A 26825-nucleotide genomic window follows, 5' to 3' on the forward strand; every position below is an offset into this window, starting at 1 on the left:
GCGGTTCAAGGGTGGCTTTTGAAACGTGCTGCATCCTTCACCGGCGGCAAGCCGAACAGCCGCGCATATTCGCGGCTGAACTGCGAAGCGCTTTCATAACCCACGGTGAAGGCGATGGACGCCGCATCCAGGGTATCGAACAGCAGCAACCAACGCGCCCTCAATAGGCGCAGGCGTTTCTGATACTGAATGGGCGTCATCGCGGTGATGGCTTTGAAATGCCGGTAGAAGGCCGCCACGCTCATGCCAGTCATGGCCGCCAGCGGTTCCACGCGAAAAGGTTCGGTGTAGTGCTGGCGAATCCACTCGGTGGCTCGGCGGATCTGGGCTAGACGTCCATCGGGGCGCGCCATGGCCACCAGGGTTTCACGCAGGGGGCCTTGCAGCGCCCGAAACACAATCTCCCGCTCAATCATCGGTGCCAGCACGGCCGCTTCGTTGGGGCGATCCATCAGCCGCAGCATGCGCAGCCATGCATCGATCATTTCTGCTGGCGCCTGCACCGCTGCGAACCGTTGCGCGCGCGGCCGTTCAGCCGGCGCGATGTCATCTGCCAATACGCTGGCGATTACAGTCGGGTCAAGGGTCAGGCTGAGTGCCAGGTAGGGCGACTCGGGAGCATAAGGGTGAACCTGCCCGGTCGCGGGCACCTCCACCGGCACCACGAAATAGCTGGACGGCCCGTAGGTGGACACCTGATCGCCGATAGACAGCGTTTTCACGCCTTGCAGCACCAGATGCAGCATCGGCTGATACACCTGATCGGCGCAGGCTTCGGCACACACCATCGCCACACGGGGCAGGCCGGTGTCGGTCCACTTGTTTTCTGCGCGCAGCACGCGGCGGCGCAGTTCATCGAGGTCGTTGTTCATGGGCTCGACCATGAGCTACGCCGAGCGGTAGCGCAAGGCAACTGAGAAGAATAGGCAAGCATGGGCGAGGAACCGGCAACCGTCATGCGGGCGGCGGGCCGAATACTGGCGGCACGCAGTATCACTCAACCGCAGGAAATCAAACGTATGAAGCTCGACGGAAAAATTGCAGTCGTCACTGGCGCATCAAAAGGTATCGGCGCAGGCATTGCAAAAGGCTTGGCGGCGGCCGGTGCGACGGTGGTGGTCAACTACGCCTCCAGCAAAGCCGATGCTGATGCAGTCGTCGCCCATATTCAGGCGCAGGGCGGCAACGCCATCAGCGTGCAGGCAGACATGAGTGCGGGTGCCGAGGTGACGCGCTTGTTCGACACGGTTCGGCAGACCTTCGGCACGCTGGATATCCTGGTCAACAACGCCGGTGTCGCGGTGTTCCAGATGATCGAGGACCTGACTGAAGAGGCCTTTCACAAGCAGTTCAACCTCAATGTGTTGGGCTATTTGCTGGCGGCGCGGGAGGCGGTGAAGTTGCTGGGGCAGGGCGGCAGTATTATCAATATCAGCTCGATCCTCAGCACCGACCCCTACCTGGCCTCCAGCGTGTACTCGGCCACCAAGGGGGCGGTGGACACGCTGACTTTCGCCCTGGCGCGTGAACTGGGGCCAAAGGGCATCCGGGTCAATTCAATCTTGCCGGGCCATACCAATACCCCGGCCACCGATGGCAACTTTGCCGGTGAATTTGGCCAGTCACTGATGGCCGGGACGCCGTTGGGGCGTTTGGGTGAGCCTGAAGATATTGCACCGCTGGCGGTGTTCCTCGCGTCTGAAGATGCCCATTGGGTCACTGGGGAATCCATCCGCGCATCCGGTGGCGTGCGCGGTGTCGGCTACTGACGGTTTGATCACTGCCGGACATGGGGATGTGCGGCAAACACCTCCACCAACCATTCGACAAACACCCGCACCCGCGCGCTCAGGTGGCGATTGGGCATGTACACCACCGACAGCGGGTTGGGCGCCGCCGACCATTGCGTGAGCACCGGCACCAAGGTGCCTATGTCGATATGCGGCTGCACCATGAAGCGCAAGGTGTGGATTACCCCCAGCCCAGCAAGGCCTGCCGCCAGGTAGGCGTTGCTGTCATTCACGGCCACAAAATGGCGGCCCTCAACGGCGACCTGTTCGTCAGCGCGTATCAGCGCCAGACGGTTTTGTTTGCCGGTGCCGGGAAAAAAGTAGCGCACCAGCGTATGGCCTTCTTCCAGTTCAACGGGGTGGTTGGGGGTGCCGTGGGCTGCCAGATAGGCGGGTGTGGCACAGGTGACAAACTCCAGGCTGCCCAGGCCTCGCGCAATCATTGCCGAATCCGGCAGGTGCCCGCCACGGATCACACAGTCGATGCTTTCACTGGCCAGGTCGGCGGTGCGGTCGCTGGCACCGATATCGATCTGGATATCCGGGTAGCGCTCATGAAAATCGCGCAGCGCCGGGATCACCAGCAATGTGGCGATGGTGGTGCCCATGTCAACCCGCACTCGGCCGCTGGGGCGGCTGCGGGACACCGCCATGTCCGATTCTGCTTCCAGCCACTGGTCCAGCACCCGGCTCATGCGCGTGTGGTAGGCGCTGCCTTCCGGGGTCAGCGTCACCGTGCGTGTGGTGCGGTTCAGCAGCTTTACGCGCAGGTGGGACTCAAGCGCCTGAATCAGCTTGGTCACGGCGTTGGGGTGCACGTCCAATTGCGCGGCAGCTTTTACAAAACTGCCGGTTTCGACGATGCGTAAAAACGCCTGTACAGCCTGGAAGTAGTCCATGGTCTCTCGCCAATTGTCACGAATTTGATGATGCGGCATACAGATATAGGCCGTTTATCACAAAAGTCGAAGAGATTACCTTGATTTACGCCTCGCAACCCGCGAATCGACAGCCTTTCAAGGAATTATCATGACTCACTCTCTCAAAGGTAAAGTTGCACTGGTCACCGGCGCTTCACGCGGTATTGGCGCCGCCATTGCCAAGCGCCTGGCGGCCGAAGGTGCCGCTGTTGCGTTCAGCTATTCCCAATCCGCCGAGCATGCGCAGTCAGTGTTGCGCAGCATCAAGGCGCATGGGGTCAGCGGCCTGGCCGTGGCGGCGGATCAAGCCGATAGCGCGGCCGTGGCGGCGCTGGTCAGGCGCGTGCATGAACACTTCGGGCGCCTGGATATCCTGGTCAACAGCGCCGGTGTCTTTACGATGGGCATGGTGGGGGACCCCGACGCCGATATAGCCGCACTGGACCGCCAACAAGCGATTAACCTCAATGGCGTGGTGGCGGCGGTGCGGGCTGCCGTACCGCTGATGGCCGATGGTGGGCGCATCGTTTCGATCGGCACCATGTTCGCCAGCCGCGCGCCGTTCCCCGGGATTGGTGACTATGCGGCGAGCAAGGCGGCCGTGGCGGCTTACGGCCGCGCCTGGGCACGGGACCTGGGGCCACGGGGAATCACGGTAAACACTGTACAGCCGGGGCCGATCAACACCGACATGAACCCGGACACCAGCGACATGGCGCCGCTGGTCAAACAGATGACTGCACTGGGGCGTTATGGGCAGCCGGAAGAAATCGCCGGGGTGGTGGCGTTTCTCGTCGGCGTGGATGCGGCTTTTATCACCGGTGCCACGTTGAATGTGGATGGTGGGCAGAACAGCTGAGGTCTGATCGCTGAGGTCCAGTGTGGGAGCGAGCAAGCCCGCTCCCACATTTTGCTCGGTGGTGTTCCCAGGCTTACGCCGCCTGCGGTTGAAGCTGTAGCTCAGCCTCTACATCCTTGACCAGCTCACTGGCCAGGAACAACGGCGCCAACCGCTTGTGCAACTGCGGCTCAACAAACTCCTTCACCGTATCCAACCCCAGCACACCACTAAGCGGCAACTCAGCCTTGGTGTACGACAACCACGCCTTCTTCAACACCTGCAACACATCGCTACCCGCTGTGGTGGCGAAGCGGCGGTGGGTGGGTTTGCCGTCGAAGGTAAAGGTGTGCTGGAACGCGTAGCCCGTTTCATCGCCCCCGCTGGCGGTGCAGCGGATGCAGGTGCACGGGCCGTCGCCGAAGGCCGTGCGCAGGTAGCTGTTGAAGTCCACCACGGGTTTGAGTGACAGGCGCTTATCCACCTCGAACAAGTCCCCGGTCATTTTTTCGTCAGTGTTCAACGTGCATTTCCTCGCAGGTTCAGCGGTTTTTCAAAGCGCGGCACAATAGCAGCCGAGCGCCGGTTTGTGGGGGATTAATGAACGGTTCAGGCTGCAATCAGGCTGCGCTTGATCCAGTCATACAAATCATTGCCCTCGCTGGACAACTCGCTGTTGGCCCGTCGGCACAGGTAATACTGGCGGCCATCATTCACCTCCAGCTCAAACAACTTCACCAACTCGCCACTGGCCACCAGCGGCGCTACCAAGGGTTCGCGCAGCAAGGCGCAGCCGAGGCCGGTGAGGGTTGCCGTCAGCGCAAGCTGGCCATCTTCCAGCAGCAATCCATTCAACGCGGTGGCATCCACCTCGGCGGCCTCGAACCATTGGCCCCAGGTGCCGCGTTCTTCGTCGTGCAGCAGCGGCAGTTGGCTCAGGGCCTCGGGCGTGTCGATGGGCCCGTGCTGTGCCAGGAAGGCGCGGCTGCAATAGGGCGTCACGGCGCCGGAGATCAGCGGCTCGCTGTGATAGCCCGGCCAATGCCCGGTGCCGAAGCGGATCGACAGGTCGGCCGCATCGCTGGGGTAGCTGCGGTGGTTGGCGTAGGTCACGTTGATGTCCAGCGCCGGGTGATCCTTCAGGAAATGCGCCAGGCGTGGAATAAACAGATTAATGCCAAACAACGGGATCAGGCTGATGGTCACCTGGCGCGTGGCGCTTTTTTCGCGCACATGTTCGGTGGCGCTGCGCAGCACCGCAAACGCCGAGCGAATCGCACGGTAGTACTCGCGGCCTTCATCGGTGAGCACCAGGTTGCGGCCCTGGCGCAAGGTCAGCGGTTGCTGCAGGAAATCTTCCAGCAAGTGCAGTTGATGGCTGATGGCCGAGGCGGAAACTTCCAGCTCACGCGCGGCGGCATTCACCCCGCCGTGGCGCGCAAAAGCTTCGAAGGTGCGCACGGCACGTAGGGGAGGGTCATTGGCTAACTGTTCTGATTTATTCATGTATTGAATTAAATACTAACTCTTGCGCCGAATAAAGAGCCATAACAGCCGTATTTACGGCATAAATAGCCTGTTTCAGGGTTGATATAACCATATGACTTTCTGTTATTTGATAAAAACAGAATAGATGCTTAGTGTGCCGCCCTTGTACGCACTGAGGTCGATGGTTTTCATGGATGGGTTTATCCAACAACTGCTCAACGGTTTGATGACGGGCAGTCTCTACGCGCTGGTGGCCCTGGGTTACACCATGGTCTACGGCATCTTGCGCATCATCAACTTCGCCCATGGCGACGTGTTGATGATCGGCGCGCTGGTGGGCTTGTCGGTGATTCGTCTGATGCAGGCCGCCTTTCCAGGCCTTGCGCCGATGCTGGTGTTGCTCTGTGCGACCCTCGTCGCCATGGCCTTTTGCGCGGTGTTGGCGGTGGTGATCGAGCGCGTGGCCTATCGCCGCCTGCGCCACGCCCCGCGCCTGGCGCCGTTGATCAGCGGTATCGGCGTGTCGCTGCTGCTGCAAACCCTCGCCATGCTGGTGTGGACGCGCAACCCGCAGATGTTCCCGCAACTGCTGCCGCTGGAGCCGATCGAAGTGCTGGCCGGCGCCTCCGCACACCCGGCCATCACCAACGCCACGGCGCTGACGACGATTGCCATCGCCTTGTCGGTGATGCTCGCGTTGCTGGTGCTGGTGGAGCGCACGCGCTTCGGCCGGGCCATGCGTGCCGTGGCGGAGAACCCGCAAGTCGCCAGCCTGATGGGCATCAGCCCGAACCGCATCATTGTCATCACCTTCGCCATCGGCGGCGCCCTGGCGGCACTCGCCGGGGTCATGATGGCCAGCAACTACGGCAGCGCGCATTTCTACATGGGCTTCTTGCCCGGTATCAAAGCCTTCACCGCGGCGGTGCTGGGCGGCATCGGCAACCTCAAGGGCGCCATGCTTGGCGGCCTGCTGCTGGGCTTGATCGAAGCCCTCGGCACCGGCTACCTGGGTGCGGCCACCAACGGTGTGTTCGGCAGCAATTACCAGGATGTGTTCGCCTTTATCGTGTTGATCGCGGTGCTGGTGTTCCGTCCCTCCGGGTTGTTGGGCGAACGTTTGGCGAGCCGCGCATGATCAAGTCCCTGATCCCCAACAAACGCGCAAGCCTGGGCCTGTTGCTGCTCGCCGTGGCCCTGGTGCTGGCGCCGTGGATTGTCGGCCATGCGGGCGGTAACACCTGGGTACGCACCCTCGACTTTGCCCTGCTGTACATCATGCTCGCCCTCGGGTTGAACATCGTGGTCGGCTACGCCGGGTTGCTGGACATGGGCTTTATCGCGTTCTACGCGGTGGGCGCCTACCTCGCCGCATTGCTCTCGTCGCCCCATCTGCTGCAACAGTTTCCTGCGTTGGCGGCGTTGTTGCCAGCGGGCATGCACACCTCGATCTGGTTGATTCTGCCGCTGGGTGCGCTGCTCGCGGCCGGTTTTGGTGTGGTGCTGGGCGCGCCGACGCTGCGCTTGCGCGGTGACTATCTGGCGATTGTGACGCTGGGGTTCGGCGAAATCATCCGCATCCTGCTGCGCAACCTCGACCGCCCGGTGAACATCACCAACGGCCCCAAAGGCATCTCCCAGGTTGATCCGGTCAGCCTGCTTGGCGTCAACCTCGGTCGCACCCAAGAGCTGTTCGGCCTGCGCCTGCCGTCGGTGTACCTCTATTACTACCTGTTTGCGGCGCTGGTGGTGTTGATCCTGTTTGCGTGCATCCGCCTGGAGCGTTCGCGCATCGGCCGTGCCTGGGTGGCGATCCGCGAGGACGAAGACGCGGCCCAGGCCATGGGCATCAATACCGTGCGCCTCAAGCTGCTGGCGTTTGCCATTGGCGCGGCGTTCGGCGGCGTGAGCGGCGCGTTGTTCGCCTCGTTCCAGGGCTTTGTCTCGCCGGAATCCTTCACGTTGAACGAGTCCATTGCGGTGCTGGCAATGGTGGTGCTGGGCGGCATGGGCCATATCCCCGGGGTCATCCTCGGTTGCGTATTGTTGGCGGCCCTGCCCGAAGCGTTGCGCGCCAGCATGGGCCCGTTGCAGCAGACGCTGTTCGGCCAGGTGCTGGTGGACCCGGAAATCATCCGCCAGCTGTTCTACGGCCTGGCGTTGATCCTGGCGATGCTCTACCGACCCGCCGGATTGTGGCCCAAAGGAGTGGCACGATGAACGCACCGCTGTTGCAGATCGACAAGGTCAACAAACACTTCGGCGGCGTCGCGGCGCTGACCGACGTGAGCCTGAGCATCCAGCCCGGCGAGATCTACGGCTTGATCGGCCCGAATGGCGCGGGCAAGACCACTTTCTTTAACGTCATGACCGGCTTGTACACGCCGGACTCCGGGCGTTTCCAACTGGATGGCCGCGACTACCAACCCACCAGCGTGCATCAGGTGGCCGAGGCGGGGATCGCGCGTACCTTTCAGAACATCCGCCTGTTCAACGCGATGAGCGCCCTGGAAAACGTCATGGTCGGGCGCCATGTGCGCACCCGCAACGGCCTGTGGGCGGCCCTGAGTCAGCATCGCCGCGCCCGCGATGAAGAAGCGCAAACCCGTGCTCACGCCCATCGTTTGCTGGCCTACGTGGGCCTTGCCGGTTTCGCCAATTACCGCGCCGACAGCCTGAGCTACGGCCACCAACGCCGCCTGGAAATCGCCCGCGCCCTGGCCACCGAACCGCGCCTGCTGGCCTTGGATGAACCGGCAGCAGGCATGAACGCCAGCGAGAAAGTGCAACTGCGCGGCCTGCTGGAAAAGATCCGCGACGACGGCCACACCCTGTTGTTGATCGAACACGACGTCAAGCTGGTGATGGGCGTGTGCGACCGCATCAGCGTGCTGGATTACGGCCAGGTCATCGCCGTCGGCCCGCCCGCCGACGTGCGCCAGCACCCGGCCGTGATCCAAGCCTATCTGGGAGCCAGCGCGCATGTCTGAAGCACTGTTGAAAGTCGAAGGTTTGCAGGTGCGCTACGGCGCCATCGAAGCCGTCAAAGCCCTCGACCTGCATATCGATGAAGGCGAACGCGTCACCCTGATTGGCGCCAATGGCGCGGGCAAGACCTCCAGCCTCAAGGCGCTCACCGGTTTGCTGCCGGCGGCCAAGGGCGAGATCCGTTTTGCCGGGCACTCCATCCTCGGCCAGGCGCCGGACACACTGCTGCGCCAAGGCATCGCCATGGTCCCCGAAGGCCGTGGGATTTTCGCGCGCATGAGCGTGCTGGAGAACCTGCAGGCCGGCGCATTTTTGCGCCGCGACAACGTGCAAGTGCAGCGTGAAATGCGCCAGTTGTTCGAACACTTTCCGCGCCTGGAAGAACGCCTGCACCAATCCGCCGGCCTGCTGTCGGGCGGCGAGCAACAGATGCTCGCCCTGGCCCGTGCATTGTTGTCGCGCCCGCGCTTGCTGATCCTGGATGAGCCGTCCATGGGCCTGGCGCCGATCATGGTGGAGAAGATTTTCCAGGTGATCGACGACGTCTGCCGCCAGGGCATGACCCTGTTGCTGGTGGAGCAGAACGCGCGGCTGGCGCTGCAAGTCACCGACCGCGCCTATGTGATGGACACCGGGCGCATCAGCCTCACGGGCCCATCCCAGGATTTGCTTGAACACCCTGAGGTGCGCAGCGCGTACCTCGGCGAATAACTAAACCATGACGCTACCGGACGCCCGGCGTGTTCCGACCCGCCCGAAAAGAAGCAGGAACTACTGATGAGTATTTTGAAGAACACCGCATTGATCGGCCTGGCCCTGAGCAGTCTCGCCAGCGCCATGGCCCAAGCCGACCAGACCGTACTGATCGGCCTGGCTGGCCCGCTGACTGGCCCGTCCGCGCGCATCGGCAAGGACCTGGAAAACGGCGCCAAACTGGCCATCGACCAAGCCAACGCCAAGCACCCGAAGATCAACGGCGAAGCCGTGACCTTCAAGCTGGTCTCCGAAGACGACCAGTCCGACCCGCGCACCGCCGTCACCGTGGCCCAGCGCCTGGTGGATGAAGGCGTGGTCGGCGTGGTCGGCCACTGGAACACCGGCACCAGCATCCCGGCCGCGCGGGTCTACCACGACGCCGGGATTGCGCAGGTGGCACCGGTTGCCACCGGTCACGCTTACACCCAGCAGGGTTTCGACACCAGTTTCCGCATCATGGGCCATGACGACGACGGCGGTCAGGTCGCCGGCGATTACGCGTTGAACACGCTGAAAGCCAAGCGCATCGCCGTGATCGACGACCGCACTGCATTCGGCCAGGGCCTGGCGGACCAGTTTGTCAAAGCCATCGAAGCCGGTGGCGCGAAAGTCGTCGGCCGTGAATACGTGGACGACAAGACCATCGACTTCAGCGCCGTGCTCACCAATATCCGCAGCCAGAACCCGGACCTGATCTTCTTCGGTGGCGTCGACTCCCAGGCCGCACCGCTGGCGCGGCGCATCAAGCAACTGGGGATCAAGGCGCCGCTGATGGGCGCCGGTGGTTTTGTCAGCCAGACCTTCCTGGAGTTGGCGCAGAACGAAGGCGAGGGCGTGATCGCCCTGGAACCGGGCCTGGCGATTGCGCAGATGCCGGGTGGCAAGGCCTTCGAGCAGGCTTACAAAGAACGCTACAAGGCCAATATCGAACTGCACGCGCCGTTCGCCTATGACGGCGTTGGCGTGCTGGTGGCGGCGATTGAGCAGGCCGATTCGGTTGATCCGCAGAAGTACCTGCCGGTGCTGCGCGCCATCAGCTACGCGGGTGTGACTGGGACTATCGCGTTTGATGCGCAAGGCAACTTGAAGAAGCCGTCGTTCACCGTTTACCAGGTCAAAGCCAACCAATGGCAGCCCGTAAGTGTCGCAGGCGGCAAGTAATGATCGTTTGGGTGCCCTTTGGGGCACCCGATTCTGTGGAGCTGATGGAGGCACACAATGAGCAAACTGGAAGGTGAACTGGGCATTCTTGCCCGGCGGCGGATCGAGGCCGAAATCATCAAGCCGATCTACGAGATTCTCAAGCGCGAGCAGGGCAAGGACTTTGCCGCTGCCGTGATCGGCGAAGCGGTGGGTAACGCGGCGATCCAGGCGGGCAAGCATTTTGCTTCGCTGGAAGAGCAGGCCGACCTCAAGAGCTTTGTCGAGCTACAAGTGCTCTGGGAAAAAGACGACGCGCTGAAGGTCGAGATCATCGCCAGCGACGCCGAGCACTACGACTACGACGTCAAGCGCTGCCGCTACGCCGAGATGTACACCGAGATGGGCCTGGGCGAGATCGGCCACTTGTTGTCGTGCAACCGTGACGAGCTGTTTATCGTCGGCTACAACCCCGATATCGAATTGACCCGCACCCAGACCATCATGGGCGGCGACCATCGCTGTGATTTTCGCTACCGGGCCAAACCCCATGAATAATCTGGCACGGGTCAACGGCGCGCGTTTGTGGGACTCGCTGATGGACATGGCGCAGATCGGCGCCACCGAAAAGGGCGGCGTTTCGCGCCTGGCGCTGACCGACGAAGATCGTCGTGGGCGCGACCTGTTCGTGCAATGGTGCGAGGCTGCCGGGTGCAGCATTCGCGTGGACGCCATGGGCAATATCTTCGCCCGTCGCGCCGGGCGCTTTGCTGACCTGGCGCCGGTGCTGACCGGTTCCCATGGCGACTCCCAGCCCTTCGGCGGCAAGTACGACGGCATCTACGGCGTGCTCGCCGGGCTGGAAGTACTGCGCACCTTGAACGACCTCGGTATCGAGACCGACCGGCCGATCGAGGTGGTCAACTGGACCAACGAAGAAGGCTCGCGCTTTGCCCCGGCGATGATTTCGTCGGGGGTCTACGCCGGGGTGTTTGATCTGGAATACGGCCTGTCCCGCGAAGATAAAAATGGCGTGAGCATTGGCCAGGCGTTGCAGCAGATCGGCTATGCCGGCCCGCACCCGGTGGGTGGCCAGGCGGTGCATGCGGCGTTTGAATTGCACATCGAACAAGGCCCGATTCTTGAAGCGCAAGGCATCACCATCGGGGTGGTCACCGGCGCCCAGGGCCAGCGCTGGTACGAGGTCGAATTGAAGGGCCGCAGCGCCCACGCCGGCACCACGCCGATGGACCATCGCCTCGACGCCTTGCTCGGCTTCGCCCGCGTGGTCGAAGCGGTGAACGGCCTGGGCCTGGAACAAGGCGCTGAAGGGCGTGCCACGGTGGGCATGGCGAATATCTTCCCCAACTCGCGCAACGTCGTGCCAGGGCGGGTGTTTTTCAGCGTGGAGTTCCGTCACCCGGACGAAACCGTGCTGGCGCGCCAGGACCAGCAACTGCGCGAAGCAGTGGCGCAGATCGCCGACGGGATTGGCTTGCAGCACAGCGTGAAGCAGATCTTCCAGTACGCGCCGATCGCGTTTGACGCGGAGTGCGTGGAGGTGGTGCGGGCGTCTGCCGAGGCGTTGGGTTACAGCCATCGGCCAATGATTTCCGGCGCGGGGCATGATGCCTGCTACCTCAACCAGGTGGCGCCGACCGCGATGATCTTTGTGCCGTGTGTGGACGGGTTGAGCCATAACGAAGCGGAGGAGATTTCGCCGGAATGGTCGACGGCGGGGGCGGATGTGTTGCTCCAGGCGATATTGGCCAAGTCCCATATCTAGCGACTGTACACACATCCAAATGTGGGAGCTGGCTTGCCTGCGATAGCGGTCTACCAGCCAATATTTTTAGCTGACCCACCGCCATCGCAGGCAAGCCAGCTCCCACAGTTTGATCGGTGTAAGCCTGATCCGAAGTGGAAACCCAATCCCCTGTGGGAGCGGGCTTGCTCGCGAAAGCGGTGTGTCAGTCAAAGATGTTCCAACTGATCCACCGCATTCGCGAGCAAGCCCGCTCCCACACAAGCCCGCTCCCACATTTGGATTACCTACTCCTGCAAGTCAGCGGAAAAACTCCCCCGGCGTCGCATCAAACTGCTGGCGAAACGCATTGATAAACGCCGACGTCGATTCATACCCACACCCCAATGCCACATCCGTCACGCGCTCGCCTTGCTCCAGGGCGGGCAGGGCGGTGAGCAGGCGCAAGCGCTGGCGCCAGGCGCGAAACGTCAGCCCGGTGTCGCGCAAAAACAAGCGGCTGAGGGTTTTCTCACTGACCGCCAATTTGCGGCTCCAGTCACCCAGGGTGGTCTGTTGCTCCGGGTGCAGGTTCAAGCTGCGGTAGATCTGGCGCAAACGCGGGTCCATGGGCAGCGGCAGCATCAAGTCCACCTGGGGCGCTGCGGCCAGTTGGTCGAGCAGCACTTGGGCCAGGCGCCCCTCCGCGCCGTCTTCGGCATAGGCTACCGGCAGTTCGCTGAAGCTGCGGATCAACTCGCGCAGCAAACTGCTCACCTCCAGCACATGGCAGCGCGCGTCTGCCCAGGTGGTCACGCTGCAATCGAGGTACAGGCTGCGCATTTCGGTGCGGGGCGAGCTGAACACGCGGTGGGGCATGCCCGCCGGAATCCACACCGCGCGCTGGGGCGGTGCGACAAAGCGGCCGACGCTTGTCTGGATCTCCAGCACCCCGGAAATCGCGTACGACAATTGCACCCACGGGTGACTGTGACGCCGGGTCAGGGCGCGATTAGGCAGGGATTCAGTGCGCCCGTACACCGGCCGTGGCAAGCTGGAAAGCCCGGGCACGCTGCGGCGCACGGTTTTGTCATGTCCTTTAGGCGGCATTTGTTGGCTCATTGGCGTTAGTCGGTAACAAGCCGTTACGTTAGAGTCGCCGAGACGCTCTTGGCAACCCCCGGAAGAACTCACTTATGACCCGTCCGCGCTTTCTCCCTGACAACTTCACCCTGACCCTGATCGCCACGGTGATCCTCGCCTCGCTGTTGCCCGCCAGCGGCCAGACTGCCGTGGCCTTTGGCTGGGTCACCAACCTGGCCATCGCGCTGCTGTTTTTCCTGCACGGCGCCAAGCTGTCGAACCAGGCGATCATCGCCGGTGCCGGCCACTGGCGCCTGCACCTGCTGGTGTTCAGCCTGACTTTCGTGCTGTTCCCATTGCTCGGCCTGGCGCTCAAGCCGCTGCTGTCGCCGCTGATCGGCAAAGACCTGTACATGGGCATGCTGTACCTCTGTGCGCTGCCGGCCACGGTGCAGTCGGCGATTGCCTTTACGTCGCTGGCGCGGGGCAATATCCCGGCGGCGATTTGCAGCGCGGCGGCGTCGAGCCTGTTTGGCATCTTTCTCACGCCGCTGCTGGTGACGCTGTTGCTCAATGTGCATGGCGAAGGCAGCAACACCCTCGACGCGATCCTCAAGATCAGCGTGCAACTGCTGCTGCCCTTTATTGCCGGGCAGATCGCTCGGCGCTGGATTGGCGCGTGGGTGGGGCGTAACAAGTCCTGGCTGAAATTCGTCGATCAAGGCTCGATCCTGCTGGTGGTCTACGGCGCGTTCAGCGAAGCGGTCAACGAAGGCATCTGGCACCAGATCCCGCTATGGGAACTGGGCGGCCTGGTGGTAGCGTGCTGTGTGTTGCTGGCCCTGGTGCTGGTGGCCTCGACGGTGCTGGCCAAGGCGTTCGGTTTTAATCAGGAAGACCGCATCACCATCCTGTTCTGCGGCTCGAAGAAAAGCCTGGCGACGGGCGTGCCGATGGCCCAGGTGCTGTTCGCCGGGGCAACCATGGGCGTGCTGATCCTGCCGTTGATGCTGTTTCACCAGATCCAGTTGATGGTCTGCGCAGCGCTGGCCCAGCGCTATGCGCAGCGGCCCGAGCCGGTGACGCAATTGATGGGGCAGGTTGATCCCTGAGCAGTTGCTCAAGTCTTGAGTCAATCGGACGACTACCTTCTTAATCACCCAAGAAGGAAGTCGAGATGAACAACGTAAAGCGTTTGTCACTGGTTAGCGGGTTTTTTGCGGTGTGGGCGGGAGGCTGCCTGGCGGCATCGGGCGGGGTCATTCAATTTCGCGGCAGTATTGTCGAACCGGGCTGCAACGCGGCGACGTCGGGCGGTTCGATGATTGAGTTGAAGGGCTGTCCGCAGGCCTTGCGCGGTGGTCGGTTCGATGTGCAGCCGATTCGTAGCGTGCAGGCGCTGAGCGGTGCACCGGCCAGCGTCAAGCTGGTTACGGACAGTGGCAGCGGGCGCTATTACGACCAACGGTATGTGCTGGTGGATACTCAGGGAAAGCCGGTTCACTCTGGGCTTTACGTGGTCACCCTGACCTCGCCGTGACGTAACTGATGGCTTTTTGATCAGCATCAGCGCCAACAGACGGGCGAGAAACCTATAGAATGTTCAACGGCGGCGCTTGTCCTGGGTAGCCGTTTGATCATCGTCCGAGTACCGCGCCCTTCAATGAGCATTTCAGCCGCAACCCCCCAAGCCAATTGGCAGCCGGTCATCGCCCTTGCGTTGGCCGCCTTTGTATTCAATACCACCGAATTTGTCCCCGTCGGGCTGCTCAGCGCCATTGGCGCGAGCTTTGACATGCCGGTGTCGAGCGTCGGCCTGATGCTCACGATCTACGCCTGGATCGTGTCCCTGACGTCGCTGCCGGTGATGCTGCTGACGCGCAACGTCGAGCGGCGCAAGTTGCTGATCGTGCTGTTCTGCATGTTTATCGCCAGCCATATCCTGTCCAGCGTGGCCACCAGTTTTGGCTTGCTGATGGTCAGTCGCATCGGCATCGCCTTGTCCCATGCGTTGTTCTGGTCGATCACTGCGTCGCTGGCGGTGCGCCTGGCGCCGGCCGGCAAACAGGTGCAAGCCCTCGGCCTGTTGGCCACCGGTACGTCCCTGGCGATGGTGTTGGGTATTCCCCTGGGCCGCCTGCTCGGCGAGGCCATGGGGTGGCGCACCACGTTCCTGGTCATCGGCGCCTTCGCCGCCGCGCTGGTGTTCTGGCTGGCGCGCACCTTGCCGCTGTTGCCGAGCCAGAACTCCGGCTCGTTGCGCAGCCTGCCGTTGCTGTTCAAACGCCCGGCGCTGGTGGCGCTGTACGTGCTCACCGCCCTGACCGTGACCGCGCAGTTCACCGCCTACAGCTACATCGAACCCTTTGTCGAAGGCGTGGCCGGCATGAGCGGCAGTGCCGTGACCCTGATCCTGCTGGTGTTTGGTGGCGCGGGCATCATCGGTTCGCTGCTGTTCAGCCTGGTGCACCGCTTCAACCCCCATCTGTTCGTGGTCGGCGCGGTGTTCATCCTGGCGGCGTGCCTGGCGCTGATGCTGCCGTTGAGCGGGGCCGAATCCTACCTCGTCGGCCTGAGCATTTTCTGGGGCATGGCGATCATGGGCTTTGGCCTGGCGATGCAGTCCAAGGTGCTGGTGCTGGCGCCAGACGCCACCGACGTGGCCATGGCGATGTTTTCCGGCATCTACAACATCGGCATCGGTGGTGGCGCGCTGATGGGCAGCTGGGTCGGCAGCCAGTTCGGCTTCGCCTGGATCGGTGCGGCAGGCGGCTTGCTGGCGGCGCTCGCGTTGATCGGCTATTGCCTGGCGATTCGCAAGTTCGGGCAGGGTGTGTCACCCAGCTAAAACCAGACAAGTCTTACAGGGCGCCGCGATGCCCATTGCTACCGTCACCCAGGACCGCCCACGCCCTGTGGTGACGGCACTTGAACAGCAATGGAGTCGATTGTGCAAAAGCGTTTGACCGCGGAGTTTCTGGGTACTTTCTGGCTGACCTTCGGCGGCTGTGGCAGCGCCATCCTGGCGGCGGCATTCCCCGAGTTGGGTATTGGCTTTGTCGGCGTGTCCCTGGCGTTCGGCCTCACAGTGTTGACCATGGCCTATGCGGTGGGCGGTATCTCGGGCGGGCACTTCAACCCGGCGGTGACCTTGGGCCTTTGGGCCGGACGGCGGGTTGCCGGAGTTGACGTGCTGCCCTACATCGCGGCGCAGGTCGCCGGTGCAATTGGCGCGGCGGCAGCGCTGTACCTGATCGCCAACGGCCAGGACGATTTTGTCATGGGTGGATTTGCCGCCAACGGCTATGACGCCTTGAGCCCAGGCCACTTCGACATGAAGGCCGCCTTGCTGGCCGAACTGATCGCCACGTTCTTCTTTGTCTTCATCATCATGCGCGTCACCGCCCCGGGCGCGGTGGCCGGGTTTGCGCCGATTGCCATCGGCCTGGCGCTGACCTTGATTCACCTGGTCCTGATCCCGGTGACCAACACCTCGGTGAACCCGGCGCGCAGCACCGGGCCGGCGTTGTTTGCGGGCGGCGAGTACATTGCGCAGCTGTGGCTGTTCTGGCTGGCGCCGTTGGTGGGCGGGGTGTTGGGTGCGGTGGCGGCGCGTGGGTTGGATGAGCGCAGTTAAACGGGGCTGGCTGTTTAACCTGTGGGAGCGGGCTTGCCCGCGATTGCGGTGTATCAGCCAACAAGCCTGTTGCTGAAGGATCGCTATCGCGGGCAAGCCCGCTCCCACATTTTTTGACTGCCTCTGGTCTTACGGCTTCCAGGTCTGCACATCCTTGGCATCGACCGCCTTGGGCAACAAGCCCGCCTTGAAAAATGCATCGGCAATCTTCTGCTGCTCGCCTAGTTGATCAACCGTCACCGGCTGCACCTGATAGCTGCGGTGTGCATTGGCCGCTTCCACTGTGGCCACGTCCAGGTTGCCCCACAACGGGCCAAGCACTTTCGCCGCGTCCTGTGGGTTGGCCTTGACCCATTGGCCGGTTTTTTCCAACTGCTCATACACCACCTTCAACACCTCGGGATGGGCTTTGGCGTAGGGCGTGCCGGTCAAGTAATAGCGCTTGTAGCTCGCCAGCCCGGCGCCGTCCGCCAGGGTGCGGGTCGGCAGTTGGCGTTGCACGCTGGTGCGGAAGGGTTCCCAGGTGACCCAGGCATCCACCTTGTTGTTCTCGAACGCGGCGCGGCCGTCGGCGGGTGACAGGTAGGCGGGTTCGATATCGGCGAATTCCAGACCGGCTTTGGCCAGTGCGGCGATCAGCAAGTAGTGGGTGCCGGCGGCTTTGGTGACGGCGATTTTCTTGCCTTTCAAATCGCCTAGCTGCTGGATCGGCGAGTCTTTGCGCACCACGATGGCCTGTGCCGAAGGCGAGGGCGCTTCCTGGGCGAAGTAGGTGAGCTTGGCCTGGGCGGCCTGGGCGAAGATCGGCACGGTGTCGGCGACGTCGGCGCTGATGTCGACGTTGCCCACGTTCAGGGCTTCGAGCAGGGGCAAGCCGCTGGGGAATTCGTGCCAGGTTACGTCGATGTGGTTGGCCTTGAGGGCTTTTTCCAGGGTGCCCTGGGTTTTTAGCAGGGTGATCAGGGTGGAGGATTTTTGGTAGCCGATGCGTAGGGTTTCTTGGGCTTCGGTGGTGGCTGTGATGGAGAAGGCCAGGAGTCCTAGGACGGCGATGAGGGGGCGGCGTATGGGCATGGGGGGCTCGATCTTCTAATGGGATAGGGATGAGCTTATGGTTCTAAAAACTGTTCGTTAAATACTCTTTTGGTCTGACGGGGTACATATCCGTTATTTAGGTCACGGCGGCTTATGGTTCCGCCCTTACGGCGGGTCACTTTGGAAAAGCCCCAAAGTAACCAAAGGGCTCTTGCCCCAACACTCGGCACCTCGCTTAGGCTCGGTGTGCCCGAACGCAGGCTTGAATCCGTGGGCCGCCGCCACGCGCCATCCATGGCGCGGGGCGGCTAACCCGGCGTCCTGCCGGGTTACCCACGGATTCAAGCCTGCGTTCGGCCAGCGTGTTTGACGGGGCAAGTAAGATCAAAAGCCAGAGCGCGGCGGCCTTAAAGCCGACCGGTATTTCTCATGGCGTTCACCCTTCAACTGTGGGAACCGGAAACTGTGGGAGCTGGCTTGCCTGCGATGCAGACAACTCGGTACATCAGGTACACCCAGTTGATGCCATCGCAGGCAAGCCAGCTCCCACAGGGGAATGCGTACGCTTCATAGATCAGGTCGGCTACTAGGCCGCCTCGCTGTGTTTTTGATCTTAGGCGCCCCGTTAAACACGCTGGCCGGAATTCGACATGGATTTGGGGGGTAAACCGGCAGGGATGCCGGTTTAGCCGCCCCGCGCCATGGATGGCGCGTGGCGGCGTCCCCCCAAATCCATGTCGGATTACGGGCATGCCGAGCCTAGGCGAGGCACCGAGTGTTGGGGCAAGAGCCCTTTGCTTACTTTGGGGCTTTTCCAAAGTGAGCCGCCGTAAGGGCGGAACCCTAAGTCGCCGTTACCTAAATAATGGATATGTACACCGACAGACCGCCATCGCAGGCAAGCCAGCTCCCACATTTAACCGTGTTCACAACACCCAAATCCCAGGCGAAAAAAAACCGGCTGATCAGGCCGGTTTGGGGTCCCCTGCAAACAACGCAGGCTTACACGTGACTACTCAACAAACGTTCCGCCCCACCTTCCGCCAAACGACGCTCCTGCAACCGATCCGAACCACCTTCCGCCAAGCGACGTTCTTGCAACCGATCCGAACCACCTTCCGCCAAGCGACGCTCCTGCAACCGATCCGAACCACCTTCCGCCACACGACGTTCCAACAGACGCTCCGAGCCACCCTCAGCCACACGAAGCTCCAGCAGACGTTCCGCGCCACCTTCAGCCACACGATTCCCCTGCAACCGCTCAGCCCCACCTTCAGCAACCAGAGGATGAGCAAAAGCATTGACAGCCACTACCGAAAAAGCAAGTCCAAGCAAGATTTGGCGTTTCATGATGATGTGCTCCAAGTGTTTTAGTTAAGTGTTTCCGGGTATGGATTCGATGTTACGCGCCACAGTTTTTAAGAGAACTTCATTGCGCTGATGGTGACTATCGACATCAGCGATGGCTGCTCAAGGCATCCGTGGCAACTCCTGCGGGCGCAGGTCAAACACCAGCACCTCGGCATCATCGCCCTGGCTCACACGGATCTGCCGCTCATCACGCACACGAGCACCGTCACCTTCCTCAAAGCGCTGCCCGTTGATCTCAACACTGCCCCGGGCCACATGGATGTACGCATGGCGATCCGCTGCAAGGTCGAGGGTCGCGCTTTCGTCGCCGTTGAACAGCCCCGCATACACCCGCGCATCCTGGCGTACGTTGAGTGACCCCTCGGCACCGTCCGGCGAGATGATCAACTGCAAACGCCCACGTTTCTGCGCCTCACTGAAGTGCTCCTGTTGATAGCGCGGTTCAGCCCCGACTTCACTGGGCACGATCCAGATTTGCAGGAAGTGCACACCACGGCTTTGGCTGTGGTTGAACTCGCTGTGGGCCACGCCGCTGCCGGCGCTCATCAGTTGCACGTCGCCGGGGCGGATTACCGAGCCGGTGCCCAGGGTGTCCTTGTGTTCCAGGGCGCCTTCAAGCACGTAGGAGAAAATCTCCATGTCGCGGTGCGGGTGCTGGCCGAAGCCTTTGCCGGCGGCGACGCGGTCGTCGTTGATCACCAACAGGTCGGAGAAACCCTGTTCTTTCGGGTTCCAGTAGTTGGCGAATGAGAAGGTATGAAACGACTTCAACCAACCGTGATTGGCGGCGCCGCGTTCGGAAGCTTTGCGAAGGGTCAGCATGGTCTTGTCCTCAAGTGAGCGCGGGCTGCGAAGTGCAGGGCGCTGGCGTTGAGAAGAAGGTTAATGGTTATCGGAATATTCATTAAGAAGGTGAAATCTGAATAACTGTCTCGATCAGATTGACAATAAAAGACATGCCATAATGCCCGCCTGTACCTTATCCGATGGACGTTCCACCCTATGAAAACCGTGGCCATGGCGCTGTTTCCCGACTTCCTGTTGCTCGACATGGCCGGGCCGCTTGAAGTGTTCTCCATTGCCAACCGCTACCTGCCGGCGGCCGATCATTACCGCATCCTCACCCTGGGCACTGAGCCCGGTGCGTTGCGTGCCTCCAACGGTGTGCTGGTGCAGCCCGACCTGCTGCTGGAGCAGGCCGTTGATGCCTATGACCTGTTGCTGGTACCCGGCGGCCCCGGGGCCTATAACGAGTGCCACCCCGCGCTGTTGCCGTGGCTCAAGGCTGCCGCTCCCAAGGCGCGGCGCTTTGGTTCGATCTGCACCGGCGCGTTTGTATTGGGACACGCCGGGCTGCTCGACGGCCATCGCGTGACCACCCACTGGCACTACACCGAACGGTTGATCCAGGGCTTTCCCGAGGCGATCGTCGAGACCGATCGCATCTACTTGCAAGATGGTCGCTTGATCACCTCGGGCGGGGTCACTGCCGGCATCGACCTGGCGCTGTCGGTGGTGGCCCAGGACCACGGCAAGCAGGTCGCAGTGGACGTGGCCAAGGTGCTGCTGGTGGTGATGAAACGCCAGGGCGGCCAGGCGCAGTTCAGTCCGATGACGGCTGCGGTGGCGCCCCAGGAAACGCCGATCACGCGGGTGCAGAACCATGTGCTGGCGCAGCTGGATCAGCCGTTCACCATCGATTCCATGGCCGAACTGGCGGGCATGAGCGCGCGCCACTTCGCCCGGGTGTTTGCCAAGGAAGTGCACATGACGCCCATGGCGTTTTTGCAAGGCGCGCGCATCGACCGCGCCCGGCACCTGCTGGAAACCACCGACCTACCGCTCAAGACCGTGGCCTTCTACGCCGGTTTCGGCAGCGTGCGCTACATGCGTTTTCTGTTCAGTGAAAAACTCGGCCTTAACCCGACGCAGTACCGCCAGCAGTTCAGTTAAGGCCGATTTGGCCGTCTGACGCACCTCAAAGTCCGTGTGGCTCCCCGTGCCAGCATTGTCCTGTCACGGCGAGGTGGCAAGATAGCGCCAAGCCCATGGAAAAGGATGCGCAAACGCCCAAGGCCGGGTGTTTCAGCGCTTTATCGACATGCACAACGCGCCCACGGTGAGCTTCGGCCGCTACACCTTTCACCCGCAGCAGCGCCTGGTCAGCAAGGCGGGCTGGCCGGTGCCGCTGGGCGGGCGGGCGCTGGAGATCCTGGCGGTACTGCTGGAAGCACCGGGGCAATTCGTCAGCAAGGACAGCCTGATTGCCCGCGTCTGGCCCAACAGCGTGGTGGAAGAGAACAACCTGCGCGTGCATATCGCGGCCCTGCGTCGCGCCTTTGATTGCCAACCCTGCATCATCAACGATCCCCAGCGCGGCTACAGTTTTGTCGCGCCGCTGCACAGCGCTGCGCCTGCCGCCAAGCCCCGACACAACCTGGCCGTGCGCCTGAGCCCGCTGATCGGTCGCGATGAAGTGTTGGGGATGTTGGTGCGGCGCCTGTCCGGGCAACGCCTGATGACCCTGACCGGTTGCGCCGGCGTGGGTAAAAGCAGCCTCGCATTGGCCCTGGCCGAACGCGTGCTGCCGCGCTATCGCGATGGCGTGTGGTGGGTGGACCTGGCGACGGTGCAAGCGCCGATGCAAATGCTCCGCCATCTGGCCAAGGCGTTGGACCTGGAGCCCTGCGCCAGTGCCCAGGCATTGTGCAAACCCCTGGCCACGCGCCAACTGCTGTTGGTGCTCGACGGTGCCGACTTGCTGCTCAGTGCCTGCCGCCACCTGGTGCGCACGTTGGCGCAGTACGCGCCTGAGGTGAGCGTGTTGCTGAGCAGTCGCGAAGCCTTGCACCTGCCGGGTGAGTGGGTGCAGTGCGTTCCCAGGTTGGCCCTGCCGACGCCGTGCGGCTGGGGGGATGCCGACCAGGCGATGACCTCTCATGCTGTGCAGTTGTTTGTTGCGCGGGTACGCGCCAGTCAGCAGGGCTTTGCGTTGCGCGCCCAGGACCTGGCGCCGCTACGGGAGATCTGCCGGTGTCTCGATGGCATTCCCCTGGCCCTGGAACTGGCGGCGGCCCAGGTCGAAGCCTTGGGCATACACGGCGTGCAGACGCAATTGCGCAGCAGTTTGCAGGTGTTGACGCGGGGCCGTCGCACGGCGGTTGAACGTCACCAATCCTTCGCCGCTGCACTGGATTGGAGTTACGCGCGCCTGAGCCTGCCGGAGCGTTGGCTGTTCCTGCAATTGGGCTTGTTCAAGATGGCCGTGACCTTGCCCACGCTGACCGCGTTGGTGGCGGGCACCGAGCTGGAACATGCCGACCTGCCGTACCTGCTGGCGCGGCTGGTGGGCCTGTCGTTGCTGGCCCAGGAACCGGGCCCCGGCCCCGCGCGGTATCGGTTGCTCAACAGCCTGCGCAGCTACGCCTTGGCGCAACTGCGCGATCCCGCACAGGTGGCGCGTTTGCAGGCTGGCTACGGGCATTATCTGGGGCCGTTTTCAGGCCGGTCGTTTGTGCTGCAACTCGTCGAGCAAGCCGCGTACTCCGAGTAGATCGGCGGTGGCAAAACCTTCGCTGAAACGCCCGTACACCGACGCCAGCAGATCACGCGCCGCCTGCACGCGGCCTTGGCTCTGCCACAACCGCGCCAACGCTGTGGCGCTGCGCAACTCCCAGGCCAGCGCGCCTTGCTGGTGTGCCAGACCCAGGGCTTCCAGCAGCAGGGCTTCGGCGGCACGGCTGTCGCTGAGGCTTTCAGCGCGCACCCGCAGGATCTCCGCAGTGCACCAGCCGGCGCCGCCGTTTCGGGCGCGTTCGAACACAGCGTCGCTCGGTTCGATGGCGTTGAAGGTCACGAGAATGTCCTCCACCAGCCCCAAGCCTTGCACATCGGCGATCGGCGTCGTGCCGGCGTAACAGCGTGCCCAGGTGTGGAACAACTGCACCGAGTGTTTTTGTGCCTGTTGCAGCAGCAGGTCCATGCGCGCGCGGGTCGCGGCGGTGTCGCCGTTGTAGCGGGCGATCACCACGCCGGCCAGGGCCAGGGTGTAGCAGATCGACGTGCCATGGTTGATTTGCAACGCGAGTGCCAACGCCTGGTCGGCGATACGCGCGGCGCGCTCTGGGAAACCGCGCAGCCACAGGATGCGCGCGAGGATGGTCAACGACGCCACGCTCTGGTCGTACTGCACGCCAAAGCCATGGGTAAAGCGGTTCAGATGGCCGCTCTGGGCCATGCGCTGGAGCACTTGTTCGGCATTGTGCAACGCCAGCGCCTGGTTGCCGGCGAAGTGTTGCGCCAACACCCGCAGGCGCTGTGCGCTGAGGTCCAGCAAGGGTTCGGCCTGCGGCCCCAGTTGGTCGAAGTGCAGGCTCTGCACCAGGGCTTCGCGATAGTTGCCGCAACACAGGTTGACCGCCATATGCCCCGACACCGCGCGCAGCTGGCCGGCGAGGTCCTTGCCCGCTTCGGCCAGGCGTCGCGCGCAGGCAAAGGCGTCGATGGTCTGCGGCGTGCCGCCCTGGGTGTGATAGGAAAAGCTGCCCAGCGCCAGTTGCAAGGCCATATGCAGGCGCTGGCTCGGCGCGGCCGATTGCCGTAGCCGCGCCAGGGCCTTGCCCACGTACAAACCGTGTTCGCGCAGCAGCGACAACTCTTGCCACAGCGGCATGGCGCTGACGGTGAGACGAATGCCCAACAAGTGCACGCCGTGGTCGCCAAGGCCCCAATCGAGGGCGGCGCGGATGTCTTCGCGCAGGGGCGCATAGCGGTCGATCCACGGCTGGGTCGCGGTCAGTTCCCAATCGTCTTGTGCCTGGTTCATCAGGCTCAGGCAGCGCTCGGCGTGGCGTTCGCGGGTGGCGTCGAGCTCGTCGGCGCTGCTGAGTTTTTCCAGGGCGTAGGTGCGCGTGATGTCGTGCAGGCGATAGACCACCTCGTCATCACCGGCTTCCACATTGAGCAAGGATTTGGCCACCAGCTGCGTGATGGAACCCAGCACTTCGAGGGGCGCCACCTGTTCCCCGGCGATCACCGCCGCTGCGCTGGCCAAACTGAAGCCGCCGCGAAACACCGCAAGGCGGCGCAGGCAAATCTGCTCGCAGCCGGTGAGCAGCTCGAAGCTCCAGTCCAGCGTGGCGCGCAGGGTTTGCTGGCGGGGCAGGGCGCTGTTGCGGCCACGGGTGAGCAGGCGGAAGTTGTCTTCCATCTGTACCAGCAGGCCCGGCAGGCCGAAGCGTTCGATCTGTGCCGCCACCAGCTCGATGGCCAAGGGGATACCGTCCAGACGCTGGCAGATATCGATGGCCAGCGGCAGCTCGGCGTCACTGAGGGCAAAGCTGTCCTGATGGGACATCGCCCGTTCGATCAGCAATTGCAGGGCCGGGTAACCGAGGGCCTGGGCGCGGTTGCCGGTGGCGGGCGGGCACGCCAGCGGTTCCAGGCGCTGCACGGATTCGCCTTCGGCACGCAGCGCTTCGCGGCTGGTGGCGATGATGTGCAACTCGGGCGCGTAGCGCAGCAGCGTTTCGCTGATCAGCGCGATGTCGTCCAGCAGGTGCTCGCAGTTGTCGATCACCAGCAGCAGTTGGCGGGCGTGCAGGCTGCGGGCAACGCTGAGCAACGGCTCCTGCTCGGTGAGCGTAAGGTCGAGCAGGGCGGCGAGGTTGGGCAGGATCATCGACGGAGCGCTCAGCGGCGCCAGGTCGAGCAGGCGGATACCGTCGCGGTAATGCCCGATCAGCAGCTCCGCCACCCGCAGCGCCACGGTGGTCTTGCCGATGCCGCCGGCGCCGGTGAGGGTGATGAAACGTTGTGCGGGCAGTTGCTGCACCAATGCATCGATCAGCGCCTGGCGGCCGATCATGCGCGTGCGCCGCAGCGGCAGGTTATGGCACGGGCGTTGCGGTGCACCTTCGGTGGGCAGGCTCATGGGTTCGATGCTCAGTGGCGCGACAAAACTGTAGCCACGCTGGGCCACGGTCACGATATAGCGCTGCCCGGCCTGGCCATCGCCCAAGGCTTTGCGCAGCGCTGCCATATGCACCCGCAGGTTGCCGTCCTCCACCACGCTCTTGGGCCACACGCGGGCGATCAATTCCTGCTTGCTCACCACATTGCCGGCCTGCTCCAGCAGGATCAGCAGGATCTCCACGGCACGTCGCCCCAGGCGCAACGGGCGGCCGCCTTCCAGCACCAGACGCTCGCGCAGGTGGATGCGGTAGGGGCCGAACTGCACGGCCTGGTCGCTGAGGTCATTCATGGGCGGCCATGCTCTGGGAAAGGGTGTGGCCAGCATATTCCAGGCGTGTGCCAACCACTAGGCCGCAATCACTTGCGGCCTGTGACGCAATTGGTGATTTCGCCAGGTCATCGGGTTGACGCCTTCGCTGCGGGTGAACATGTGGCAGAAGTGCGCCTGGTCGCAAAAGCCGCACTCCAGGCTGATCTGCGTGAGGCTCAAGGCGGAACCGGTGATCAATTCCTTGGCGCGCTGGATGCGCTGTTGGCGAATCCATTCCTGCGGCGACAGCCCGGTGGTGCACTTGAACGCCCGCGAAAAATGACTGCGCGACAGCGCGCAGGCCTGGGCCAGTTCGGCAATCGCCAGGCTTTCACCGAGGTTGGCGAGGATCAATTGTTTGGCTATCCGCTCGCGCCGGGCACACAGGCCGCCGGTCGCGGATAAACGGGGAGCAGTGTGCTCAAGTCGGGCCATGACGGATATCCGCAGTCGATGGGAGCGTTCCCGGTGAATGGATGCAGTGTAGACCGACACATTCTTGGCGCCAGACCGTCTGGCTGACGAGTTAATCGTTGTTAATTTCGCCAGGTGCCGGCGTTGAAAAGACAGCACAGCGGTGCAATCCATGCCGCGTTTCGCGTGCTTATCTGGCGGCTCGCCAACCGTTTGGATACCGCCATGAACCGCAACGACCTGCGCCGCGTCGATATGAACCTGTTGGTGATTTTCGAAGCGCTGATGTTCGAGAAGAACCTGACCCGGGTCGCCGAAAAACTCTTCATGGGCCAACCGGCGGTGAGTGCGGCATTGGGGCGCTTGCGCGATCTGTTCGACGACCCGTTGCTGCTGCGCAACGGGCGGGGCATGGAGCCCACGCCACGCGCCGTGGCGATACTCAAGGAGCTGCAACCGGCCATGGACATCATCTCGGGCGCCGTCAGCCGCGCCAAGGATTTCGACCCTTCAACCAGCTGCGCGGTGTTTCGTATCGGGCTGTCCGACGACGCCGAGTTTGGTTTGTTTCCGCCGTTGCTCAGCCAACTGCGCGAGGAGGCACCGGGGATTGTCGTGGTGGTGCGTCGCGCCAATTACCTGTTGATGTCGGCGTTGTTGGCCAGTGGCGAGATTTCGGTGGGGGTGAGCTACACCACGGAGTTGCCGGCGAATGCCAAGCGCAAGAAGCTGCGGGATATTCCGTGCAAGGTGTTGCGGGGGGATGGGGGTGTATTGCCGTTGACCCTGGACGACTATTGCGAGCGGCCCCATGCGATGGTGTCGTTTTCCGGGGACCTGAGCGGCAATATCGATCTGGATTTGGCCCGGATCGGACGGGCGCGGCGGGTGGTGTTGGCGGTGCCGCAATTCAGTGGGTTGCGGGCGTTGTTGGCGGGGACGCAGATTATTGCGACCGTGCCGGATTATGCGGCGTGTGCGTTGACCGAGGGGTCGGCGTTACGGGCGGAGGATCCGCCGTTTGCGATTGAGGCGGCGGAGTTGTCGATGGTGTGGAGTGGGGTGCATGACAATGATCCGGCGGAGCGGTGGTTGCGGTTGAGGATTGCTGAGCACATGGCGCGGGTGCTTTAGGGTTTTGTGTACATATCCGTTGGTTAGGTAACGGCGACTTATGGTTCCGCTCTTACAGCGGGTCACTTTGGAAAAGCCCCAAAGTAACCAAAGGGCTCTTGCCCCAACACTCGGCACCTCGCCTAGGCTCGGTGTGCCCGAACGCAGGCTTGAATCCGTGGGCCGCCGCAATGGGCCATCCATGGCCCAGTGCGGCTAACCCGG

Annotated in this window: 26 protein-coding genes; 16 read left to right on the forward strand and 10 right to left on the reverse strand. The window is 62.8% G+C overall.

The genetic code is table 11. The features are described from left to right. Window positions 1-5: 5 nt before the first annotated feature. The gene (locus J1G37_RS18090) at window positions 6-872 is read right to left on the reverse strand and encodes an AraC family transcriptional regulator (protein WP_207043966.1); all 867 of its coding nucleotides are present in this window, start codon (window positions 870-872) and stop codon (window positions 6-8) included. Window positions 873-1019: 147 nt separating this feature from the next. Between J1G37_RS18090 and J1G37_RS18095 the strand changes: the two genes are divergently transcribed. Continuing rightward, complete coding sequence (locus J1G37_RS18095) at window positions 1020-1769, forward strand: glucose 1-dehydrogenase (protein ID WP_207043967.1); 750 nt, start codon at window positions 1020-1022, stop codon at window positions 1767-1769. A gap of 8 nt (window positions 1770-1777) precedes the next feature. On the opposite strand, the gene J1G37_RS18100 is transcribed toward J1G37_RS18095, so the two are convergent. Continuing rightward, window positions 1778-2728 carry a LysR family transcriptional regulator gene (locus J1G37_RS18100; RefSeq protein WP_242551633.1) on the reverse strand — a complete coding sequence of 317 codons (951 nt, stop codon included), beginning with the start codon at window positions 2726-2728 and terminating at the stop codon, window positions 1778-1780. A gap of 91 nt (window positions 2729-2819) precedes the next feature. Here J1G37_RS18100 and J1G37_RS18105 point away from each other — a divergent pair, with 91 nt between their 5' ends. Further along, complete coding sequence (locus J1G37_RS18105) at window positions 2820-3569, forward strand: SDR family oxidoreductase (protein WP_207043969.1); 750 nt, start codon at window positions 2820-2822, stop codon at window positions 3567-3569. A 73-nt stretch (window positions 3570-3642) separates the two neighbouring features. Here the strand turns inward: J1G37_RS18105 and J1G37_RS18110 are convergent, their stop codons facing one another. Both J1G37_RS18110 and J1G37_RS18115 read right to left on the reverse strand, forming a co-directional pair. Continuing rightward, the gene (locus tag J1G37_RS18110; protein ID WP_207043971.1) at window positions 3643-4071 is read right to left on the reverse strand and encodes a hypothetical protein; all 429 of its coding nucleotides are present in this window, start codon (window positions 4069-4071) and stop codon (window positions 3643-3645) included. Window positions 4072-4157: 86 nt separating this feature from the next. Further along, complete coding sequence (locus J1G37_RS18115) at window positions 4158-5054, reverse strand: LysR substrate-binding domain-containing protein (RefSeq protein WP_207043974.1); 897 nt, start codon at window positions 5052-5054, stop codon at window positions 4158-4160. 172 nt (window positions 5055-5226) lie between these two features. Here J1G37_RS18115 and J1G37_RS18120 point away from each other — a divergent pair, with 172 nt between their 5' ends. The 7 genes from J1G37_RS18120 to J1G37_RS18150 all read left to right on the forward strand — a co-directional run bounded on the left by J1G37_RS18120 (window position 5227) and on the right by J1G37_RS18150 (window position 11706). Continuing rightward, window positions 5227-6174, forward strand: coding sequence for a branched-chain amino acid ABC transporter permease (locus J1G37_RS18120; protein WP_207043977.1), 948 nt, complete (start codon window positions 5227-5229; stop codon window positions 6172-6174). After that, a complete protein-coding gene (locus tag J1G37_RS18125) occupies window positions 6171-7256 on the forward strand; it encodes an ABC transporter ATP-binding protein (protein ID WP_207043979.1) in 1086 nt (361 codons plus the stop codon). Before J1G37_RS18120 ends, J1G37_RS18125 begins: the two co-directional genes overlap by 4 nt. Then, window positions 7253-8026 (forward strand): ABC transporter ATP-binding protein, encoded by a 774-nt coding sequence (locus J1G37_RS18130; protein ID WP_207043981.1) that lies wholly within the window; start codon window positions 7253-7255, stop codon window positions 8024-8026. Before J1G37_RS18125 ends, J1G37_RS18130 begins: the two co-directional genes overlap by 4 nt. Beyond that, window positions 8019-8735 (forward strand): ABC transporter ATP-binding protein, encoded by a 717-nt coding sequence (locus J1G37_RS18135; RefSeq protein WP_207043983.1) that lies wholly within the window; start codon window positions 8019-8021, stop codon window positions 8733-8735. The genes J1G37_RS18130 and J1G37_RS18135 overlap by 8 nt, the downstream gene beginning before the upstream one ends. A gap of 66 nt (window positions 8736-8801) precedes the next feature. Then, window positions 8802-9941: a branched-chain amino acid ABC transporter substrate-binding protein gene (locus tag J1G37_RS18140; protein WP_207043986.1), complete on the forward strand. Its 1140-nt coding sequence runs from the start codon at window positions 8802-8804 to the stop codon at window positions 9939-9941. Between the two features lie 57 nt (window positions 9942-9998). Further along, on the forward strand, window positions 9999-10478 hold the full coding sequence (locus tag J1G37_RS18145) for an L-2-amino-thiazoline-4-carboxylic acid hydrolase (protein WP_124527990.1): 480 nt from the start codon (window positions 9999-10001) through the stop codon (window positions 10476-10478). Further along, entirely contained in the window at window positions 10471-11706 is a 1236-nt protein-coding gene (locus J1G37_RS18150; RefSeq protein ID WP_207043989.1) for a M20 family metallo-hydrolase, read from the forward strand. Before J1G37_RS18145 ends, J1G37_RS18150 begins: the two co-directional genes overlap by 8 nt. A 279-nt stretch (window positions 11707-11985) precedes the next feature. On the opposite strand, the gene J1G37_RS18155 is transcribed toward J1G37_RS18150, so the two are convergent. After that, window positions 11986-12774 (reverse strand): helix-turn-helix transcriptional regulator, encoded by a 789-nt coding sequence (locus tag J1G37_RS18155; RefSeq protein ID WP_207043992.1) that lies wholly within the window; start codon window positions 12772-12774, stop codon window positions 11986-11988. An 86-nt stretch (window positions 12775-12860) separates the two neighbouring features. On the opposite strand from J1G37_RS18155, the gene J1G37_RS18160 reads away from it, so the two are divergent. The 4 genes from J1G37_RS18160 (at window position 12861) to aqpZ (ending at window position 16384) form a co-directional block, all read left to right on the forward strand. Next, window positions 12861-13859 (forward strand): bile acid:sodium symporter family protein, encoded by a 999-nt coding sequence (locus tag J1G37_RS18160; protein ID WP_207043995.1) that lies wholly within the window; start codon window positions 12861-12863, stop codon window positions 13857-13859. Between the two features lie 65 nt (window positions 13860-13924). Continuing rightward, window positions 13925-14287 (forward strand): type 1 fimbrial protein, encoded by a 363-nt coding sequence (locus J1G37_RS18165; RefSeq protein WP_207043998.1) that lies wholly within the window; start codon window positions 13925-13927, stop codon window positions 14285-14287. A gap of 123 nt (window positions 14288-14410) precedes the next feature. After that, window positions 14411-15595, forward strand: a complete 1185-nt coding sequence (locus J1G37_RS18170) for a sugar transporter (protein ID WP_124530065.1) — start codon at window positions 14411-14413, stop codon at window positions 15593-15595. A gap of 102 nt (window positions 15596-15697) precedes the next feature. Next, window positions 15698-16384, forward strand: a complete 687-nt coding sequence (gene aqpZ / locus J1G37_RS18175) for an aquaporin Z (protein WP_347402352.1) — start codon at window positions 15698-15700, stop codon at window positions 16382-16384. A gap of 129 nt (window positions 16385-16513) precedes the next feature. On the opposite strand, the gene J1G37_RS18180 is transcribed toward aqpZ, so the two are convergent. From J1G37_RS18180 to J1G37_RS18190, 3 genes are all read right to left on the reverse strand, one after another. Beyond that, entirely contained in the window at window positions 16514-17458 is a 945-nt protein-coding gene (locus J1G37_RS18180) for an aliphatic sulfonate ABC transporter substrate-binding protein (protein ID WP_207044003.1), read from the reverse strand. Window positions 17459-18421: 963 nt separating this feature from the next. Continuing rightward, the gene (locus J1G37_RS18185) at window positions 18422-18769 is read right to left on the reverse strand and encodes a hypothetical protein (protein ID WP_207044006.1); all 348 of its coding nucleotides are present in this window, start codon (window positions 18767-18769) and stop codon (window positions 18422-18424) included. A gap of 120 nt (window positions 18770-18889) precedes the next feature. Then, complete coding sequence (locus J1G37_RS18190) at window positions 18890-19612, reverse strand: pirin family protein (protein ID WP_207044008.1); 723 nt, start codon at window positions 19610-19612, stop codon at window positions 18890-18892. A gap of 180 nt (window positions 19613-19792) precedes the next feature. Between J1G37_RS18190 and J1G37_RS18195 the strand changes: the two genes are divergently transcribed. After that, window positions 19793-20743: a GlxA family transcriptional regulator gene (locus J1G37_RS18195; RefSeq protein WP_207044010.1), complete on the forward strand. Its 951-nt coding sequence runs from the start codon at window positions 19793-19795 to the stop codon at window positions 20741-20743. A gap of 148 nt (window positions 20744-20891) precedes the next feature. After that, the gene (locus J1G37_RS18200; RefSeq protein ID WP_242551634.1) at window positions 20892-22343 is read left to right on the forward strand and encodes a winged helix-turn-helix domain-containing protein; all 1452 of its coding nucleotides are present in this window, start codon (window positions 20892-20894) and stop codon (window positions 22341-22343) included. Here the strand turns inward: J1G37_RS18200 and J1G37_RS18205 are convergent. Then, window positions 22290-25052, reverse strand: a complete 2763-nt coding sequence (locus J1G37_RS18205) for a winged helix-turn-helix domain-containing protein (protein WP_207044017.1) — start codon at window positions 25050-25052, stop codon at window positions 22290-22292. The two genes, J1G37_RS18200 and J1G37_RS18205, sit on opposite strands and share 54 nt — an antisense overlap. Window positions 25053-25109: 57 nt before the next feature. Beyond that, window positions 25110-25508 (reverse strand): AraC family transcriptional regulator, encoded by a 399-nt coding sequence (locus J1G37_RS18210; RefSeq protein WP_026136755.1) that lies wholly within the window; start codon window positions 25506-25508, stop codon window positions 25110-25112. A 204-nt stretch (window positions 25509-25712) separates the two neighbouring features. On the opposite strand from J1G37_RS18210, the gene J1G37_RS18215 reads away from it, so the two are divergent. After that, on the forward strand, window positions 25713-26621 hold the full coding sequence (locus tag J1G37_RS18215; RefSeq protein WP_207044019.1) for a LysR substrate-binding domain-containing protein: 909 nt from the start codon (window positions 25713-25715) through the stop codon (window positions 26619-26621). Window positions 26622-26825: the final 204 nt, after the last annotated feature.

The organism is Pseudomonas sp. Marseille-Q1929 (assembly GCF_017316265.1).
Lineage (GTDB): Bacteria > Pseudomonadota > Gammaproteobacteria > Pseudomonadales > Pseudomonadaceae > Aquipseudomonas.